This window comes from Trichocoleus desertorum AS-A10 (assembly GCF_039962155.1).
Classification (GTDB): domain Bacteria; phylum Cyanobacteriota; class Cyanobacteriia; order FACHB-46; family FACHB-46; genus Trichocoleus.
On the sequence record NZ_JAMPKN010000001.1, the window covers coordinates 749,999 to 767,647 of the forward strand.

17 protein-coding genes are annotated in these 17,649 nt (G+C 48.0%); 7 read left to right on the forward strand and 10 right to left on the reverse strand.

The window, feature by feature from the left end:
* Window positions 1-6 precede the first annotated feature (6 nt).
* The 3 genes from NDA01_RS03450 to NDA01_RS03460 form a co-directional block, all read right to left on the reverse strand.
* Window positions 7-3,054, reverse strand: coding sequence for a HEAT repeat domain-containing protein (locus NDA01_RS03450; RefSeq protein ID WP_348226870.1), 3,048 nt, complete (start codon window positions 3,052-3,054; stop codon window positions 7-9).
* 590 nt (window positions 3,055-3,644) lie between these two features.
* Complete coding sequence (gene infC / locus NDA01_RS03455; RefSeq protein WP_190433461.1) at window positions 3,645-4,193, reverse strand: translation initiation factor IF-3; 549 nt, start codon at window positions 4,191-4,193, stop codon at window positions 3,645-3,647.
* Between the two features lie 205 nt (window positions 4,194-4,398).
* A complete protein-coding gene (locus NDA01_RS03460) occupies window positions 4,399-5,025 on the reverse strand; it encodes a hypothetical protein (RefSeq protein ID WP_348226871.1) in 627 nt (208 codons plus the stop codon).
* Between the two features lie 64 nt (window positions 5,026-5,089).
* On the opposite strand from NDA01_RS03460, the gene NDA01_RS03465 reads away from it, so the two are divergent.
* The 4 genes from NDA01_RS03465 (at window position 5,090) to NDA01_RS03480 (ending at window position 8,556) form a co-directional block, all read left to right on the forward strand.
* Entirely contained in the window at window positions 5,090-5,443 is a 354-nt protein-coding gene (locus NDA01_RS03465; protein WP_190554883.1) for a slr0373 family blue light stress response protein, read from the forward strand.
* 104 nt (window positions 5,444-5,547) lie between these two features.
* A complete protein-coding gene (gene ycf46, locus NDA01_RS03470; RefSeq protein WP_190433457.1) occupies window positions 5,548-7,062 on the forward strand; it encodes a stress-responsive protein Ycf46 in 1,515 nt (504 codons plus the stop codon).
* A 145-nt stretch (window positions 7,063-7,207) separates the two neighbouring features.
* Entirely contained in the window at window positions 7,208-7,561 is a 354-nt protein-coding gene (locus NDA01_RS03475) for a DUF1257 domain-containing protein (RefSeq protein WP_190433455.1), read from the forward strand.
* Window positions 7,562-7,692: 131 nt separating this feature from the next.
* Window positions 7,693-8,556, forward strand: coding sequence for a 3'(2'),5'-bisphosphate nucleotidase CysQ family protein (locus NDA01_RS03480; RefSeq protein WP_348226872.1), 864 nt, complete (start codon window positions 7,693-7,695; stop codon window positions 8,554-8,556).
* Window positions 8,557-8,593: 37 nt separating this feature from the next.
* On the opposite strand, the gene NDA01_RS03485 is transcribed toward NDA01_RS03480, so the two are convergent.
* Window positions 8,594-8,854: a hypothetical protein gene (locus NDA01_RS03485; RefSeq protein ID WP_190554881.1), complete on the reverse strand. Its 261-nt coding sequence runs from the start codon at window positions 8,852-8,854 to the stop codon at window positions 8,594-8,596.
* A gap of 164 nt (window positions 8,855-9,018) precedes the next feature.
* Between NDA01_RS03485 and NDA01_RS03490 the strand changes: the two genes are divergently transcribed.
* Complete coding sequence (locus NDA01_RS03490) at window positions 9,019-9,690, forward strand: Fe2+-dependent dioxygenase (protein ID WP_348226873.1); 672 nt, start codon at window positions 9,019-9,021, stop codon at window positions 9,688-9,690.
* A gap of 87 nt (window positions 9,691-9,777) precedes the next feature.
* On the opposite strand, the gene gshB is transcribed toward NDA01_RS03490, so the two are convergent.
* The 4 genes from gshB to NDA01_RS03510 form a co-directional block, all read right to left on the reverse strand.
* A complete protein-coding gene (gshB, locus tag NDA01_RS03495; protein WP_348226874.1) occupies window positions 9,778-10,803 on the reverse strand; it encodes a glutathione synthase in 1,026 nt (341 codons plus the stop codon).
* A gap of 107 nt (window positions 10,804-10,910) precedes the next feature.
* Window positions 10,911-11,177: a glutaredoxin 3 gene (grxC, locus tag NDA01_RS03500; RefSeq protein WP_190433449.1), complete on the reverse strand. Its 267-nt coding sequence runs from the start codon at window positions 11,175-11,177 to the stop codon at window positions 10,911-10,913.
* Between the two features lie 39 nt (window positions 11,178-11,216).
* On the reverse strand, window positions 11,217-12,710 hold the full coding sequence (hflX, locus tag NDA01_RS03505) for a GTPase HflX (protein ID WP_431193305.1): 1,494 nt from the start codon (window positions 12,708-12,710) through the stop codon (window positions 11,217-11,219).
* 281 nt (window positions 12,711-12,991) lie between these two features.
* Entirely contained in the window at window positions 12,992-13,516 is a 525-nt protein-coding gene (locus NDA01_RS03510) for a tetratricopeptide repeat protein (protein ID WP_348226875.1), read from the reverse strand.
* A gap of 403 nt (window positions 13,517-13,919) precedes the next feature.
* On the opposite strand from NDA01_RS03510, the gene NDA01_RS03515 reads away from it, so the two are divergent.
* The gene (locus NDA01_RS03515) at window positions 13,920-14,723 is read left to right on the forward strand and encodes a TPM domain-containing protein (RefSeq protein ID WP_348226876.1); all 804 of its coding nucleotides are present in this window, start codon (window positions 13,920-13,922) and stop codon (window positions 14,721-14,723) included.
* 177 nt (window positions 14,724-14,900) lie between these two features.
* Window positions 14,901-15,530, forward strand: coding sequence for a precorrin-8X methylmutase (locus tag NDA01_RS03520; protein ID WP_190433444.1), 630 nt, complete (start codon window positions 14,901-14,903; stop codon window positions 15,528-15,530).
* A 22-nt stretch (window positions 15,531-15,552) separates the two neighbouring features.
* Here the strand turns inward: NDA01_RS03520 and NDA01_RS03525 are convergent, their stop codons facing one another.
* Window positions 15,553-16,248, reverse strand: a complete 696-nt coding sequence (locus NDA01_RS03525) for a DUF8619 family protein (protein WP_190554875.1) — start codon at window positions 16,246-16,248, stop codon at window positions 15,553-15,555.
* A gap of 517 nt (window positions 16,249-16,765) precedes the next feature.
* Window positions 16,766-17,593, reverse strand: a complete 828-nt coding sequence (gene dapB / locus NDA01_RS03530) for a 4-hydroxy-tetrahydrodipicolinate reductase (protein ID WP_190433442.1) — start codon at window positions 17,591-17,593, stop codon at window positions 16,766-16,768.
* Between the last annotated feature and the right edge of the window lie 56 nt (window positions 17,594-17,649).

The window sequence follows — 17,649 nt, forward strand, 5'->3', positions numbered from 1 at the left end:
GGAGCGTTAAATAGTTTCTAAGCCTGCGATATCAGAGAAATTAGCAGCGGGACCCGGTGGTTTAGAGCCGTTTGTTTGAGGTCTGGAATGCTTTAAGCCCAATTCTGCCATCATCTGCTGTACTTGAGCGGCTACCAATCGGTCTGGGTCATTGGTGAGCCTGGGCAAAAGCTCCTTGAGTGCTCTCGGAGAGGCAACTTTCAAATAAGTCAGCACTGCCTCTCGCACATACCCTGTGGGGTAGCGCAGACAAGCTAAAATCTGCTCAGACGTCAGGCTCCAGCGAGCTTGGCGGGCTAAGTGAAAACAGCAAGCTAAAGGCCAGTCGGGTAGAAAGTAGCGCAAATCTAATAAGTAGCGCAGGCGATCGCTGGCATTCATCGGTTCATAGGTCACCATATCAGAGAGGCTTTGCAGTTTATCTAAGTCTGGACGGCGATCGAGCACACTGAGTAGAGCCCGCTTGTTAGCAATATCTAAAGTATTGTCTAGAATTTCCAGCCCCTGAGCCACGCTCGATGGTGAGGCAGATTGTAGATTAATCGAAGCTGCCTGAATCGCTTCTAAAGGATAAAGTACCTTCATGAGCAAGAATAAGCGCTCCACGGCATCAGTTTGCACATCCGCCAAGGCCCGGCGCAGTAAATCCGCTTCTGCCCCTAAAACTTGTTCCCAGCTGAGATCGACTAAGGCAGCGTAAAGCTGACCAATAAACAGAATTTCTTGATCGATTAGGGTTTCAACCCCACTTCGTCCCAAGCGATCGGATATGGCATCAATTCCGAGTTCATGGGGCATTTTCAACAAGATTCGGAGAACATTGCGTCGGTTGGCTCCCCAAGCCGTCATCAAATGAGCCACAAGTACATCTAAGGCCTCTCGACTCGCAATCTGTCCAATGGCGCTCCAAGCTTGCATCCGGACTAGATCGGGCTTGTGAATATCTTCTGCCAGCTCTACTAACAGCGGAATCGCCTCATTGTCTAGCCTGACCAGTGCCCGCATAGCGGCTTCACGGGTGGATTTGTAATGCAAGCCCCGCAATAGAGAAGGATAATATTCTTCTAAATGAGTGGCTGCGATCGCCTCCAGTAAAGCACAACGCACTCGCAAAGATTCATCTTGCAGCAAAGTCGGGATGTAAAGCCGCAGCGCTTGCAAATAAACAGCTTCTCCCAAAGCGCGACACCCCATCACCCGCTCTCGCTCTTGTTTATGGGTGAGCATTTGCCGCAAGGTGTTGGTAGCCTCCGCTTTCTGTCGAGGTGTGCCCCGGCGCAACATGAGAGAGGCAGCCGTGCCTCGTACCACCGCATCAACCTCTGGGCGCAAGTAAGGCCGCAACTGGCGAATGTCAGGCTCTCGCTCTGTAAGCCAAATATAGCGCAACGCTACTGCCAACACTTCTGGAAATAGAGGTTGTTCAATTAGGGCTCTAACTGGGTTTACGTAAGATTCACTGGGATGCACCAACATCGCCTCTAAACTCTGTCGTTGCAAGGCTGGTGGCAAATTAGCTAACAATGGAGCTAGCGCTTCCCCTACATTTTGGAGATCGATCTGGCTGAGTAATTCAATGCAAGAACGCTTATCTGCTTCTGTACCTGGACGATTAAGTGTCTCAATTACAGCTCGCTTTAGCTCCCGCAAATCGACATCTGAAATACTCAGTTGTCCCCGTTCTGCACCTACCACCAGTAGCCCAACATAGCGGCTCCGTAGCAACCAAACTGTGCATAACCAAATCGTTGCCAGAAGAATAATTTGGGCCAAAAAGATCCAATCTTGTAGCTGTACGCCTATCTGCGTGTTCCGACAAAACCAAATAATCCCTAAAATGCTGAGTCCGGTTAAACCAGTGGCGATCGGTTCAGCCACACCTCGGACCAAAGATTGCAGCCCACTGCGGACACTTTCAGGTAACGGTTGAAAAAGCACAGGGCCAGTGCTGGTAAATAAGGTGTAGTGCAGTAACTCATCTAAAAACTTAAGAATCACTAACCCAACAAAAAGCGGCACGAGACCTGTCATCGAAAAAGAGCCTAAAGCAATAATTGCTATTGGCAAAAACATCGCGGTCGTAAACACCCCAATGCGCTCAATAACTCGGCTAGAGGCAAACCACTGCGTTGCTAGCTCAAAAATGCCAAGGACACCATTAAAGAGGCCTAAAAAGCTAGCAATCCCACCGACCAATCCTTGCCCTTCTAATTGCTGGTTCTCCAATTGGCTCAGAAATTGAAAATCTACCAGCAAGAACAAGACCTGCGCCATCATGAAGAAGGCAAACAACAAGATGACATAACGGCGTAACGGCCCTTTGAGGCGACGGGCAATCAGGTGATCAGGATGCGCTTCTTCCAGACGTCTGCGTGGAGCCTCTGGAAAAAACTGGTTGTAACTTTGGCTGAGGTAGAACAAAACCCCTGCCCCCAAAGCCATGACGAGGCAGGAAATTAGAATGACATCAGAAAGCTTGATGAACGAGAGGAGAAATGGCAGCGAAAACCCGCTAATGACATCTGCCACTAACACACCACTACTAATTAATGGAAAAGTTCGTTTAATTTCTCGGATGTTAAAAAGTTGATTGGCGGTAATGGAGGTATTGAGGTCGTTGAGCACGTAGATAGCTTCTAGCCACAGCCGCATCAATAGAACGGTCAAGCTCAGAACCGTAAGGCTGCCGATCGTGGCCCCGCCTGCTGCATCAAGGCCAAAGCGAAACAAGAGCAAGGGAACTGCCATTAATAACGCAGTTAGAACAATCACTCGACGCAACGGTAGAATTCGCTGCATCCAAGAGTAGATAAACCCTAGACTTGAGCCAATACCAGCGCTAGCAATATAAATCCAGGGCAGCTTATCGGCTCCGTATTCCTTCAAGAACAGGGCGACTGTACTTGCTTCTAACCACAGCAACCCTATAGAGGTTGTGGTGTAAAAAGCAAACATCAACATGGTACGTTCGCTTTCTTCCGGGCGGAGGTTGACCCATCGCAGTAGCTTTTGGCCAAGGCTATCTTTAGCAAGCCACCGATTTTTTAGCGTCATGTAGCGTTGATTTCCTCTATCGCAGCCTGGTTGAGTTGCTTCTCATCTAAACATGATTTCTTCCGCTCGTCGCACTCAGTCTATTAATGAGTTCGGCTTACCGCAGATTTGCAAGTGGCGACTTGAGAGTAAAAACATGCTTCGAGCTCCAAGACAGGAGCCAATGTCAATTGATGACACTTTCTGAACAGGATTCTGCACCAAATTAGCTTCCTGGGGCTACGCTGGGCTGGCTGTGTCTACTTAAACAGCAAAATTACTATAGGAGAACAGTGGTGAAGCAAATCTAAGCAGAACCTTGCTTTTTTAGCGTTCCCAACCTTGACTCTGTTTTAGTAAGTACAAGCAGCTTGAATCTTTGTAACGTTCTGGCGATAGAGTGACATAACGCAAAAGAACAAGGCTGCTTTATAGTCAACCTTGTTCTTGAAATTTTTAATATTGTTTGAGACGTTACGAAGAGATATAGATGTGTTAATCCACGTCTAGGCTCTGCGATCGCCTCTGCCTCAGCCTTATGACTGAAACCGTAATAATCGCTAAGGAAGCTGTGAGGCTTGCTGGAGACTGACTATATGGATGCTGATGACTTAGGCTTTTTTAGGCGCAAGCAACATCATCATATTGCGTCCCTCTTTTTTAGGAAATTGCTGAACTTCAGCCATTTCCTGCAAGTCTTTCGCCATCCGCATCAACAGAGTTTCAGCCAAGTCGCTATGTTGAATCTCACGGCCTCGAAACATAATTGTCGCTTTGACCTTGTCTCCTGCCTTGAGAAAACGCTCGGCCTGGTTAATGCGAACGTTGTAATCGTGTTCTTCGATTTTGTAGCGCATCTTTACTTCCTTCACGTCGGAAGTATGCTGCTTCTTTTTAGCTTCTCTAGCTTTTTTCTCTTGCTCAAATTTAAATTTGCCGTAATCCATAATCCGGCAAACCGGAGGATCGGCTTTATCACTAACCAGTACGAGATCTAGTTCTTTTTCCTCTGCAATTTGCAGCGCTTCACGAGGGGTAAGAATACCTAGTTGTGCACCATCAGTATCAATTACCCGAATCTTAGGAAATCGAATGCGCTCGTTGATTTGGGGTAAATCACGATTTTGTTTTTTCTCGATTAAAGGTGCTCTGGTTGACAACTCGGTTTTGACCTACTGCTAAAGGATAATGAGGTTGAGGAAGTGTAAATTACGGCTCAGCTTGGGTGCGATCAATCCTCGCCCTGAGGGGGTTTGGCTTAGATGCTGCACTTGATATTTGCTATTTTACTCAGTCTGTTTAAATTTCTAGCTACTTGTTAACTTAATTTCTGAAATGGCACTTTCTGAGTTCACTTCCACGAATCTAGGGTTGTTGTGATGGGGGCGGCACTCGGTATTGCTGAGCAATGTAATAGAAGAAGCGGTAGTAGTCGTCGAACTGCTGACTGGGCGATCGCGCTTGCCAGTGGTAGCGAATGTCGCCTTGTTGTAGCGCCAGTGTCATCGAACTGATTTCGGGTCCAATGTTGACATTAAGCGCCCCAGATAAACCTTGGGCAGTAGTGAAGTTTGGCTTTGAAGTGACAACAGGAGCCGCTTGCTGCTGAGCTTGCTTAGTAGTAATGGGCTTAATTTGATGTCCTGCCCACCCTCGAATTTCAGCTTGAGGATTTTTAGGGTCGCGAAAAGCCTGTCCATCCTGATTGTCGGGGGGTGGCTCGGCTGCCCAACTGCTGGGATAGGGAAATTCAAAGTTATAGCGCGGGTTATGGTAAGTCTTCCATGTCCCTGCAAGTGGCATCTCAGAACTACGACAACTCGTTAGGAGAACCAAGCTAGCCAATAAACCAGCCAAGGCAGACAACCTGACTGATCTAGGGTTAGTTCCAGAGCGATAAAGGTTCACTGTCTGATTCGTTCTCATTCGTTGAATAGATAACCCTGCTTTGTAAATAAAAGTAACAATGATGCCGTCATGACGTCTTGCCATCTTGACAGCAAATATCAGAGTCGATATTCTGACAGATACATACCCGGGTAGAACTGGAAGTTATATGCAAGAGAAGCAAAAGGTTACGTTGTATCTTTCACCGGAGCTGCATCGAAAGTTGAAAATTCGGGCAGCAGTCGATGCAGAGCCTATGTCAACAATTGTTGAACGAGCTGTTGTCTTCTACCTGGCTCACCCAGAGTTGGTAGATGAGGTGGAAGCATCCTACGGCCAATCTCATCAGGTCTACAACTGTCCAGAGTGCACTAGCTCGGTTGTGGTCCAAAACGGAGAAATGCTTGCTCTCAAGAACCAGCCAGGTGTGTTAGATGAAGCTGGGCAATCTTTGCCAGTTCAGCAAGCTCAAAAGGTTGGCTCTAATCCTAATCAGCCAGGCGAGGAACTCGTTCCTTGTTAAGGCTCTAACCTGTAGGTTAATGCTAGCAAGGGTGCCGCATTAATTTCAGGTCGGGTGAACTCGGATCTAGCAATGTCTGCACCGTCTCTAGTAGGTCGATGGTCATGCAAGAAGAGCTCAATATTTTAATTCAAGCTCAATACCCTCTTATCTATCTAGTTACCTCTGAAGAGGAACGGGCTGAGCAGGCAGTAGCTGCAATTGTTCAAGCTAGGTCACCCCAGCGTCCTCAGTTATTCATCTGGACAATGACTGAAGGGATGGTAGGGCACGAACAGTCCCGTAGTCCTGTGCAAAACAACACTGTTTCTCCAGAAGCAGCGATTGATTGGGCCATTCGGCAACCATCTGGTGTATTCCTGTTTAAGGATTTGCACCCCTTCAAAGATTCTCCAGCAGTTACACGACGTCTCCGAGATGCGATCGCCCGATTTAAGGGAACACAAAAAACTATTATTTTGATGTCTCCCGTGCAGCAAGTTCCGATCGAGTTAGAAAAGGAAGTTGTAGTCCTCGATTTCACTCTGCCAACAATGGCTGAGTTAAATCAAGTGCTATCCAACCAACTAGACCAACTACCTCGCAACCGTCGGATTACAACCGAAGCACGAGAAAAACTCCTAAAAGCGGCTCTGGGACTTACCCGAGATGAAGCCGAAAAAGTTTATCGTAAAGCCTTAGTTACAGCGGGTCGCCTGACTGAAGCAGAAGTAGACATTGTCTTATCTGAAAAGAAGCAACTTATTCGCCGTAACGGAATCTTAGAGTACATCGAAGAAGACGAGACGATTGATTCTGTTGGCGGTTTAGAAGAACTCAAGCATTGGCTCAAGCAGCGCTCTAACGCCTTTACAGAAAGAGCCAGAGAATATGGTTTGCCTCAACCAAAAGGCATGCTGATCTTAGGGGTTCCAGGTTGCGGAAAGTCGCTGATCGCTAAAACCACTTCTAGACTCTGGGGTTTGCCACTGATTCGTCTAGATATGGGCCGAGTTTACGACGGCTCAATGGTAGGTCGTTCTGAAGCCAACTTGCGTAATGCCTTAAAAACCGCTGAATCGATCTCTCCCGCGATTTTGTTTATCGATGAGATTGATAAAGCATTTGCAGGTAGCACTGGCTCTGCGGATTCGGATGGCGGCACCTCCAGTCGGATTTTTGGTTCATTCTTGACCTGGATGCAAGAGAAGACTTCTCCGGTGTTTGTGATGGCGACTGCTAACCGGGTAGAACGTTTACCAGGAGAATTTCTGAGAAAAGGGCGCTTTGATGAAATCTTCTTTGTTGATCTGCCGACTAAAGAAGAGCGCAAAGAGATTTTTAGTATTCACTTAAGCAAGCGGCGGCGTGAAATTGCTCGGTTTGATTTGGACCAGCTTGCGACTGTTTGCGATGGCTTTTCTGGGGCAGAAATTGAACAGGCGTTGATTGCAGCAATGTATGAGGCATTCGCCCAAGAACGGGAGTTTACCCAGCTCGACATTATTGCTGCGATTAAGTCAACATTGCCTCTGTCTAAAACAATGAATGAGCAGGTGACAGCCCTAAGAGACTGGGCAAGGCAGCGCGCGCGACCTGCTGCATCTTCCGTCGCAGAATATCAGCGACTGGAGTTCTAAAGGCTTTCACTCCTGCTCCCAACAGGAGGAAAGGCTAGCAAATTGTTGCTAGCAGTTTGACAAAATACCGTGCCACCATCGCGGTAAACCTCTCATCACATCAAACGTTGTCGTTTCTCTCAATCTCTCCAGGAGGAAATCCGAAATGTCTCACTTCAGCACTCTGCGCACCAAGATCACTGATGCCGAAATCCTGAAGGCTTCCTTGCGTGATTTGGGTATCTCGGTCAAGACTGAAGCTGATGTCCGTGGCTACAACGGTCAAAGAGTTCGTTCTGATATCGTTGCTGTTCTCGAAGGTGAATACGACCTAGGCTGGTCTCGCAATAGTGATGGTTCTTTCGATCTCATTGCTGACCTTTGGGGCGTTGCTAAGAAGCACAACCAAACTGAACTCATCAACTCCATTAATCAAAAGTACGCAGTTAATAAGACTCTGGCAGAAGTTAAGCGGCCTGGTCTGCAAAATGCCAACGTTAAACTAGTTCTGCAAAAGTAATTTCTCTGCGCGTTCCCAAGCTTACGGGTTAACCACTAAAACGGGTTAGCCCGTTTTTTTATGCCAATCGTGTAGACTTACGGGAGTGACTTCCAAGATAGATAGTCCCAACCCTGTTGCGATCGCCTGCTATGCCCTTGCCTTCTACTGAACAAGACCAAAAAATTCGCCAAGTAATTCGTAGTTGCGGCTTGCAAGTAGAACGTCTGGCGAAAGAGCATTTCCAAGTTTCTCAAAAAGGGCCAGATGACTACGTTACAAATGTCGATCGCGCCTTAGATCAAGAATTGACGACAGCTTTCTCAAATTTATTTCCTCACGATGGTCTGATTACGGAGGAGAATACTCAATCAAGACAAGCCTTTGGAGATCACTACTCGCAGCTTTGGCTGATTGATCCGCTAGACGGCACTGAGGATTTTATCAAAGGCAACGCAGAGTTCGCCATTATGGTCGGACTGTTGCAGGAATACCAACCGATCGCGGGTTGGGTCTATGCGCCAATGCTGAACCAAATGTATTATGGCGGCTGCGGTTGGGGACTATTTCAAGAAAAACCAGGACAGGATAGCGAGCGGTTAGAGCCTGTAGAGCCACCGCCACCTCAATCTGGGTTTTGCCCCATGATCATCGGCACAAAAGATCAAAACAACTTTGGGGAAGCGATCGCAAAGCTAATTCCAGATGTACAGTTCTACACGCTAGGCAGCTTTGGCCTTAAGGTCATGGAAGTAATTTGTGGCCGAGCAGGGCTTTATGTTTATTTCAATGGACGGGTGAAGCTGTGGGATACGACGGGTCCTTTAGCGATCGCTAAAGCCGCAGGATTAGTTTGTTGCGACCTAGAAGGGCAACCAATTCGCTTTACTCCAGATGCCCTTGATCCAGATACGCTAGCCCACAAGCAACCCATTTTGGTTGGCTGGCCTTCTTATATAGAGCCGCTACTTCCCAAACTGCAAAAAGCGATCGGGATGTTACGGCTCCAAAGATAGGGTTGCAGTGTTTAGTTAAAGGTCGAAAATTTCAACCTTAACCTTCGCCGCCTTCACCACCCTCACCGCCAGGAGAGGGAGAAGGAGAAGTGGTTCCTTCTTCGCCACCTTCACCGCCCTCGCCACCTTCACCAGCACTGCCTTGAGCATCTGGGGAAGGAGAAGTGGTGGTTCCTGCCTCACCACCTGCTCCACCAGTCTGTTCCACAGGGGGAGCAGTTTCGTTCTCTGTGCCACAACCTGTTACGGGAGCGATCAAACCTAGAAGTAGTAGTAGCCCAGCCGACTTTGCACGCATTGAGTATTTCTCCTCAGTTCTTTATGTACTTTATAAATAAGTTACTCATTCTACAAGTTTTTGAGTTCGTCGCAGTTTAAAACTGCCAGAACTGATTAAGCTAGAACTCGGCCAATTTATGGCTTGTCCCTTTTTGTGCTTACTGCTGTTCGAGGTTGCTTATAATGATGCTGACCATCCCTGATGTCCTGACATCGGAAGAACTCAATTCTGTCGTTTCCAGCCTCGATGCATCTGATTTTGTCGATGGCAAAACTACAGCAGGTTGGCACGCAAAGTTGGTGAAGCAAAATACCCAACTCAAAAATGAAGCTAGCTACAGCCAAGCTCTGAAAGAGACAATCAAAAATGCTTTGAGGCGCAATCCCCTCTTTCAAATTGCTGTCCAGCCTCGACTGATTCACTCAATGCTGTTTAGTCGCTATGAATCAGGCATGTCCTACGGCAGCCATATTGATAATGCCCTGATGGGAGGTCAGGAGTTTTGGCGATCGGATGTTTCCTTAACGCTATTTCTCAGTTCGCCCTCCAGCTATGGAGGCGGTGAGCTAGTGATTGAGGGAGTTGAAGGAGAAACTACATTTAAGCTAGAAGCAGGCTCAGCCATTGTCTATCCTTCTTCTACGCTGCATCGGGTCAATCCTGTGACTGAAGGCGTGCGATTAGTCGCTGTAGCTTGGGTACAAAGCTTAGTGCGTGACCCCCACAAACGCGAAATTTTGTTTGATCTAGATGTAGCTCGTCGGGCTTTGTTTGAAAAGCAAGGCAAGACCACAGAGTTCGACTTGATTTCTAAAAGCCATGCTAATTTGCTTCGTCAGTGGGCGGATGCTTAATGCCCAATCAAATACTCAATCTCAACCATGACGGGCGGATGTAGCTCGCCCATCATGGCTCCATAACTCTCACTCAGCAATGAACGACTAGACAGGTGAGGTGAGGCTGAGCTTGCTAACTTTAGCTTTCTCTAGCCACTGAACCACTTGATGACCTATACGGGATTGGTTCAGGCGATCGATCTCGCGGATACCTGTAGGGCTGGTGACATTAACTTCAGTAAGGTAGCCACCAATCACATCAATCCCCACAAAGATCAAGCCATCTCGCCGCAGCACTGGAGCGAGTTGAGCACAAATTTCTCGTTCTCTGGGGGTAATATCTACTGACTCAACCCTGCCGCCAACTGCCATGTTGCCCCGGAATTCATTGCCTGTGGGCACGCGGTTAACGGCTCCAATTGGCTCTCCGTCTAGCAAGATAATTCGCTTGTCACCTGCTTTCGCTTCCGGTAGGTAAGTCTGAATCATGATCGGCAGTTGGCCTTGGAAGGTGCTGATTTCGATCATGGAATTCAAGTTGCGATCGCCTGGTTGCAAGAACAAGATGCCTTCCCCCGCCTTACCACCTAGCGGCTTGAGTACCGCAGCTCCTTGCTGCTCTACAAACTGGCGAATCACTTGCTTATCTTGAGTCACGATCGTGGTTGGAATCGCCTCGGTAAACTGGAGGGCATACATTTTTTCGTTAGCCGCTCGCAAACCGCTAGGTGAGTTAACGACTAAGGTTCTAGCGGGGTCGATGTAGTCCAGGATATAAGTAGCGTAGAGGTAAGCCGTAGTCACCGGCGGGTCGGTTCGCATAAATACTACGTCCATCTCCTCTAACGGGCGTAGATTGCCGAAACTCTTAGCCTGGGTGGAATCTTGCAAGGAACTCCCTAGGGAATACCAAGATTCAGCAGCCACCCAGTGGCCATCTATTAACTGAATGGGCGTCAGCTTGACCCGTTCTAAAATTGCCCAGGCTTTACCATTCACCACACTCAATAAATTCGCTTGAGTTACCCATACCTCATGACCCAGTTCTTGTGCTGCTTCCATGAGGGCAACACTCGTGTCATGACAAGGATCAAGTTTTTGAATGGGGTCAATAATAAATGCGAATTTCAATGAATTACCCTCTGCAACGGTGTGGCTACTTTTGCACTAACGAAACAACTGAGTGGAAATGCGATCGCTTTTGGCGTTACACGATGTACTAGCTAACTTATAAGTAATTAGCTAGCAGTCTGTAAAAGCTGATCAAGCTTGCCTTGAGCATTTAAGGCATGAATGTCGTCACAACCACCAACATGCTGGTCGTTAATGAAAATTTGGGGCAGAGAACGTTTGCCATTAGCACGTTGGGACATTTCAGCGCGAGCTGCTTCATCACCATCGATACTGTATTCGGTGTATTCAACTCCTTTCTTGTCTAAGAGTGCTTTAGCCCGGATACAGAAGGGGCAGGTTCGCCAAGTGTAAATTTCAACTTTAGAAGCCATAGCAACCTCAATCGTTAAGCAATGTTTCTTGATCTTAGTTTAGCCCCAGGAAGAAAACGCATAGTCCACAAGTTGAGCTAGTCGCCGACGTAAGGTTTCTAACCCCAGGCGATCGCTGGCCGAGAGAAATACAGCTTGAGGAAATTCTTCTTGAGCGAGGGCTAAAGTATCTCCGTCCACCTGGTCAATTTTGTTGAAAGCTACTAACGCGGGTCCCGGCGTGATGGGCATCTCGGACAAAATCTTCATGACCGAACGAATTTGGTTTTGCCAAGCTGGATGGGAGAGATCCACCAAATGCAACAAAGCATCTGCCTCCGTGACTTCCTCCAAAGTGGCTCGGAACGCATCCACTAACGACGGCGGTAGCTCATGGATAAAGCCAACCGTGTCAGTCAGCAAAATAGAGCGGGGTTCCTGAGTCACGGCATCTTGAATGATCAGGCGTCGGGTGGTAGGGTCAAGCGTCGCGAAGAGTTGATCGGCGGTATACACTTCCGCGTTGGTCAATGTGTTTAACAACGTAGACTTACCAGCATTGGTATAACCCACGATCGCGATCGATGGAACTTCGCGATGCTGGCGTCGTTGCCGCAACCGAGAACGGTGAGCTTGTAATTGGTTGACTTCTTGCTGCAACCGAGAAATTCGCCGCTGGATGCCACGACGCTCGGTTTCTAGCTTGGTCTCACCAGGGCCTCTAGTGCCAATCCCACCGCCCAAGCGTGACATAGCTTGTCCCCGCCCGATCAGACGCGGCAGCATGTATTCCAACTGCGCCAACTCTACTTGCAGTTTCCCGGCTCTAGACTGAGCCCGTTGCGCAAAAATATCTAAAATTACTTCAGTGCGATCGACCACCCGAATGCCAATTTGAGTTTCCAAGTTACGTACTTGGGCTGGGTGTAAGTCGCGATCGAAAGCAATTAAGTTTGCACCCACTGTTTGAGCGGCAAGCGCAATTTCTTGAACTTTGCCTTCGCCAACCACGGTCTGTGGGTGGGGGCGAGAGCGCTTTTGAGTTAAGGTTTCTACCACAGTGCCGCCCGCAGTTTCCACTAGGCGAGTCAGTTCGACTAAGCCATCTTGGAAGCGTTGCGATTTTCGTTCATCGGTCATCAAGCCCACAATCAACACCTGATCGTGGTCGCGATCGACTTGTTGAGCGACGTACTCGCGCTCAAATTCTGCTTCTAAATTTTCTACTAAATCTAGAAAGTCCTGAGCCGCTAAATCATCCAGGTCGGTTGGTGGTGAAACAGTCCAGTTCGCTTCTGGATGCGGGACCAGATGCGCTAAGTAAGCGTGCTTAACATAGCCCGTCGCGCCACCCCCGCGCCGCTCAAATCCTGCACCTGACAAAGTAATCATCACCAAGCTATCGAGCCGCTGAATTGCCATAGCAGTCAAAGCAGCTTCGTTGGGTGGTTCAATTTTTAATTGGGTCGCCAAACAGCGAATGCCGCTGAGACGTTCGGCCCCATAACGCGGTAGTTCTAGAGGTGGAATCTGAGTTTGACGGGGCGTGCCCACTCCAACCCGGATGACTTGGCCGCGCCGGTTGATGTAGACACAAACAGGCTGGTTGAGATCTGTACTAATGGCAGCTAGTCGTTGGGCGAATTCAGATGTGGTGAGGCGATCGCCCGGTAGCCGTTGATGGTACAGACGTTGCAGCTGCTTAAGCTGACTAGATTTTAGACCTTGAAGATTGCCGTAGATCGTTTCTATAGACTTGCTTAACCAGAGACCTGGCCCTCAAATTCACTAGCTTCTATTCTACTAACTCTATAAAAACGTCAGCGTTTGCAGTGTTACTGCCGAAACCAACCGAAAATTCTGGAGATCCGGTTCAGCCAGTTAGCAGGTCTGCGAATTCCCAGGGCATGGTCGTAGCTAGCATAAGCTTCTCTGTAGCGGTTGAGATAACGTAGTGCTACCCCTCGGAATAACCAAGCTTCTGTATGGTGAGGCTGAATCGCTAAAGCTGTATTGCAACTAAGCAAGGCTTCTTCGTAACAATTTAAGTGAATGAAAGCCACAGCCCGAAACACTAGAGCCGCAGCATGATTAGGCTGGCTCCTTAGCGCTTGGTTAAAACTGGCGATCGCTTCATTGTAGGCTCCCAAGTTGGCTTGAGCCTGTCCCCGTTGGTACCAGGCGCTCACATCATCACCTTTTCGGGCGATCGCTTGATCACAACGGGCGATCGTCGCTTCATACTCCCTTCGTTGCCGAGGGTCAATATCAGCTTGGCGGCGAACTTGAGGTCGGCTCCGCACTGAATTGACTGGAGGAAAAAGTGGCTGAACCTGGGATGACTGAAATGACTGGGTCATAGACATAGTCAGACAGGGAACAAATAAAGTAGCGCAGATCCCTAGAGTGCCCTGAACCAAGAAAGGACTCGCGGCTATAGCGAGCAACATTAGGTTTTCTTAATCTGAGAGTACTCGCTGTTCTGACAGATGAGCTGCCAGCTTCATCAGTTTTTACAGAAATCGGCCATTAAGCTTCGTTAAAGTACACGTTTCGCCACAATTCAACGAATAGTTTGACCCTAAAGACGAGTTACTAGCGAAAATCCACCAAATTTTGATCGAACCATGGCAATTGACGGCTTCCGCTCTCAGTCCGTAAGATTAAATTAAAGTAAACAAGTGTAAAGATAAATAGGTGAGCGCTGTCCATTTTTAGCGTCACCCATAGCATCCACTTATTAGATTTAATCTAGCGTTGCCAATGCCATACCTTTCTCCGCGACGGCTTTTTACTTTCCTTGCTGCCTTCTGCTTAGCGTTGTCAATGTGGGCGATCGCACCAGCAGCCCAAGCCTACGAAAACCCACAACTGCTGCCCAGTGAACCAACGACGGTCATTGATCTAGCAAAAAATCTTACGGGTATTCAAGAAGAATCCTTGGCCAAAGATTTAGAAACCTTTGAAGCAGAAACAGGCTGGAAACTTCGAGTTTTGACTCAATTTGATCAAACTCCAGGACGAGCGGTGAAAGACTTTTGGGGCCTAGATGAAAAAAGTCTGCTGCTAGTCGCGGATGCGCGGGGCGGTAATATCCTCAACTTTAGTGTAGGGGATGCCTTTTATGAGTTGATGCCACGCACGTTCTGGATTGAACTGCAAACCCGCTATGGTAACCAATTCTTTGTGCGCGAAAATGGTGAAGACCAAGCCATCATTCAAGCCTTAGAGTCCGTCAAAACCTGCTTACGTAAAGGTGGGTGCCAAGTGGTGCCCGGTTTGCCTCAAGAACAGTGGATTCTTACTCTAATTACTTCACTGGTTGGCGGCGTGATCTTCGGCTTTGCCGCTCATCCTCGTAAGGAAGGCCAAGTGTTTGCTTGGCAATGGGCTTTAATTTTCTCGCCTCTGTGGGGAATTTTATTTATTGCTTTTGGCGTTGGTCCGGTTGTGACACGCACCTCAGAATGGCTACCTCTGTTTCGAAACGTGGTGGGATTTATGCTAGGAGCTTTAGTGGCTTATCTTTCACCAATGTTTACTCAGTCTTCCGCCCCTGAAAGTTAACCAGTGGTAACTTGAATGCAGGCAAAATTTCCTCAAGACTGAATTTCAATCCGCTGAGGATAGAACCAACGCGATCGCCTAAAGTGCAAGCAGTCCTATAGCAATTACGCTGTATGACTGCTTAGGAGTGTATAACTATCTCAAACCCCAAGCACGCATTTGAGGGACAAGTTAGGCATGGAGTGGCATATTACGGACGCTCAGAGTTTAGGAATCATTGACCGAGAAATGGGTGAACACACGTTTTCCCCGGCTGAATATGAAATTGTGCGTCGAGTGATTTATGCCACTGCTGATTTTGAGTACAAATCCTTGATTCGCTTTTCTGAGCAGGCACTACAAGCGGGAGCCGCAGCTTTAGCAGCCCGCAGCACTATTGTGGTAGATGTGCCGATGGTACAAGTTGGTATTACTTCAAATATCCAAAACACCTTTGCCAATCCGGTATATTGCAGCATGGATGCTTTGACTCGGCCTCAAAGAGATAAAACTCGCGCTGCTTGGGGCATTGAAACCCTGGCACGTCGCTATCCAGAAGGCATTTTCGTGATTGGTCAAGCCCAAACTGCCTTATCGGTCATTGTGGACTTAATTGAGGCAGAAGAAATTCGCCCCGCCCTAGTGGTAGGCACGCCCTCTGGATTTGTCGATATTGAAGTTGCAAAACACCGCTTACAGGATTCATTGGTGCCCCATATTCGCATTGAGGGACGTAAAGGGAGCGCTGTCGTCGCCGCTGCAATTATGAATGGCTTAGTAGATTTGGCTTGGAAAGCCTACGGTCAAGACAGCCCTGGTATGGGTTGAGTTTAGAGATGGGCTCAGCGACTTACATGTCCATTGCAGCGCGGCGACGCGGGGATTTGCGAGGCTTAGGCTGAGAGCTTAGTCGTCGGCTAACTTCCAAGAAATTATCCCGCTGCACTTGTGGGTAGTCGCTCACCCAAATATTCTGGCTAGGAATGTAAATGTCAGAGATTTTGGCAATGCGACTCAGATCTGGCAAATGCGACATTACCACCATATGAGCGACTTGGTCTGGGCGAATGGCTTTATGCTCCCGACGCAGCGGCACTTGGACGGGAATTCTAAATCCGCTTTCGTCGCCTACTTCTAAGTTCAGCCGTCGTTCGCGGTTTTCTACGAGGACCAACTCTCCCCGCTTATTCACGGTTTCTTCTGTTCCGATCAGTTCTTCGCTGACGTAGGCATCTAAGACACGGCCTTGCCAAAAACCGCTATGGCGTGGTTTGCGAGCTTCTAGGTTTCGGAGGGTAGCCCAGAAAACAGGAGCCCAGAGCCAATAGAGACTGGTTGCAACTCCTAGGAAAAAGAGGATGAGTCCACCTGCGCTGCCTTCTCCAAGAACGGAGTAGGCAATGGTGACAACTACCCCTCCCACAACAGAGATGAGAAGTCGCTTTAAGAAGTCAGAGACTTTTCCCCAGTGATATTTGTACTGAGGAAAAGTGGCAACGAGGGGAACCAGTTGTTCGAATTTCTCACGAGTCAATGGAACTAGCATTAGTACAAGTTTATATACTCTTGAGTTGGCAATACTTTGTGGGCGATCGCTTTAATATTATGAGCCTAACATTGTGAAGTTTTTAAGGGAAGGAACTTTGGCGGTAACTCGAACTCACAACGCTTTATTTACTAGTGCTAGACTTGACTATAGATTATTGGCTATAGATTAGCAGTTTGCTCAAAGGCACTGCCCTAGTGGTTGTCAGGTCGCTTCATTTCTTTGTGTTCCTCTGTTTATGAGTTTAACTTTAAATAAGAGGAGAGTAATTCTACGGATTTGAGCACAGAAAATTCAATCTTTACTGTCTAAAAGTTGCGTAGTTGCCTCGAAGTTTTTATAGAGCAAAAGTAACAGAATGAATTTAATTCTGAATAAGGCGTTCAGAAAGACTAAACAAGTAGGGGGCAACTAAATTTGTTTGGTTTTTCTGGTTAGGAAAGCGTCTTTACAGGTGAATTGCCTGACCCTGGGGGCTTGTAGGGTCAGGCAATTTTTTTTGGCAATTTTGCTGGGTCTAAAGGATTTTTTCTAAGCCATAGACCAGCGACTTTAGCTGAATCACTTTGCGAATTGAAAGCAAGACTCCGGGCATGTAGCAAGCGCGATCGCTCGTGTCATGCCGCAGGGTATAAATTTGCCCGGCTGCGCCAAAAATGACTTCTTGATGAGCAATTAAACCGGGTAAACGCACACTATGAATACGAATTCCTTCATCGGCTAAAGCTCCTTTGGCTCCTGGTATTTTTTCAGTTTCCTCAACCGTTGCTGGGTTAAAGCTTTTACCTAGCTCGGCTAGCATTTGCGCTGTTTGTAGCGCTGTTCCGCTTGGAGCATCTGCTTTTTGGTTGTGGTGTAGTTCAATGATTTCGACATGGTCGAAGTGCTGGGAAGCTTGGATTGCGGCCTGTTGCAGCAGCACCATACCAATGGAGAAATTAGGAATGATGAGACAACCTGTACTGGCTTTGTCAGCAAATTCGGCTAATTCTTGAATCTGCTGGGGGCTTAAGCCAGTCGTGCCGACAACGGGACGAACACCATAGGCGATCGCAGCTCTCACGTTGTCATACACACCGTCTGGGTGAGTGAAATCGACCATCACTCCTAGCTGCTTCTCTTGCCCAGCCATCGCTAGGACTGGCTCAAAGTCGTTAAGGATTGGCACTTCTAAAGGGCCGCATCCAGCCACTTCCCCTACGTCTTCACCTATGTATTTGGGATTGCGATCGACAGCCCCAATCAGGGTCAGATCAGGTGCTTGGGCGACAGCCTTGACGACTTCGCGGCCCATTTTTCCCGCAGCCCCGTTAACAACAACCGGAATGGGAAGTTGACTTGTCATGATCTAAATCGTGTCTCTGGACGGAATAAGCGCATTTTAAACGAGTGGCAGTGATT

Bases quoted from the DNA above. Each gene is read 5' to 3' on its own strand.
- NDA01_RS03490 (WP_348226873.1), top strand. From the start codon at position 9,019: ATGATGCTGACCATCCCTGATGTCCTGACATCGGAAGAACTCAATTCT.
- NDA01_RS03520 (WP_190433444.1), top strand. From the start codon at position 14,901: ATGGAGTGGCATATTACGGACGCTCAGAGTTTAGGAATCATTGACCGA.
- NDA01_RS03450 (WP_348226870.1), bottom strand. From the start codon at position 3,054: ATGACGCTAAAAAATCGGTGGCTTGCTAAAGATAGCCTTGGCCAAAAG.
- NDA01_RS03460 (WP_348226871.1), bottom strand. From the start codon at position 5,025: ATGGCAAGACGTCATGACGGCATCATTGTTACTTTTATTTACAAAGCA.
- grxC (WP_190433449.1), bottom strand. From the start codon at position 11,177: ATGGCTTCTAAAGTTGAAATTTACACTTGGCGAACCTGCCCCTTCTGT.
- NDA01_RS03515 (WP_348226876.1), top strand. From the start codon at position 13,920: ATGCCATACCTTTCTCCGCGACGGCTTTTTACTTTCCTTGCTGCCTTC.
- NDA01_RS03465 (WP_190554883.1), top strand. From the start codon at position 5,090: ATGCAAGAGAAGCAAAAGGTTACGTTGTATCTTTCACCGGAGCTGCAT.
- ycf46 (WP_190433457.1), top strand. From the start codon at position 5,548: ATGCAAGAAGAGCTCAATATTTTAATTCAAGCTCAATACCCTCTTATC.
- NDA01_RS03480 (WP_348226872.1), top strand. From the start codon at position 7,693: ATGCCCTTGCCTTCTACTGAACAAGACCAAAAAATTCGCCAAGTAATT.
- NDA01_RS03485 (WP_190554881.1), bottom strand. From the start codon at position 8,854: ATGCGTGCAAAGTCGGCTGGGCTACTACTACTTCTAGGTTTGATCGCT.
- NDA01_RS03525 (WP_190554875.1), bottom strand. From the start codon at position 16,248: ATGCTAGTTCCATTGACTCGTGAGAAATTCGAACAACTGGTTCCCCTC.
- NDA01_RS03510 (WP_348226875.1), bottom strand. From the start codon at position 13,516: ATGACCCAGTCATTTCAGTCATCCCAGGTTCAGCCACTTTTTCCTCCA.
- NDA01_RS03475 (WP_190433455.1), top strand. From the start codon at position 7,208: ATGTCTCACTTCAGCACTCTGCGCACCAAGATCACTGATGCCGAAATC.
- dapB (WP_190433442.1), bottom strand. From the start codon at position 17,593: ATGACAAGTCAACTTCCCATTCCGGTTGTTGTTAACGGGGCTGCGGGA.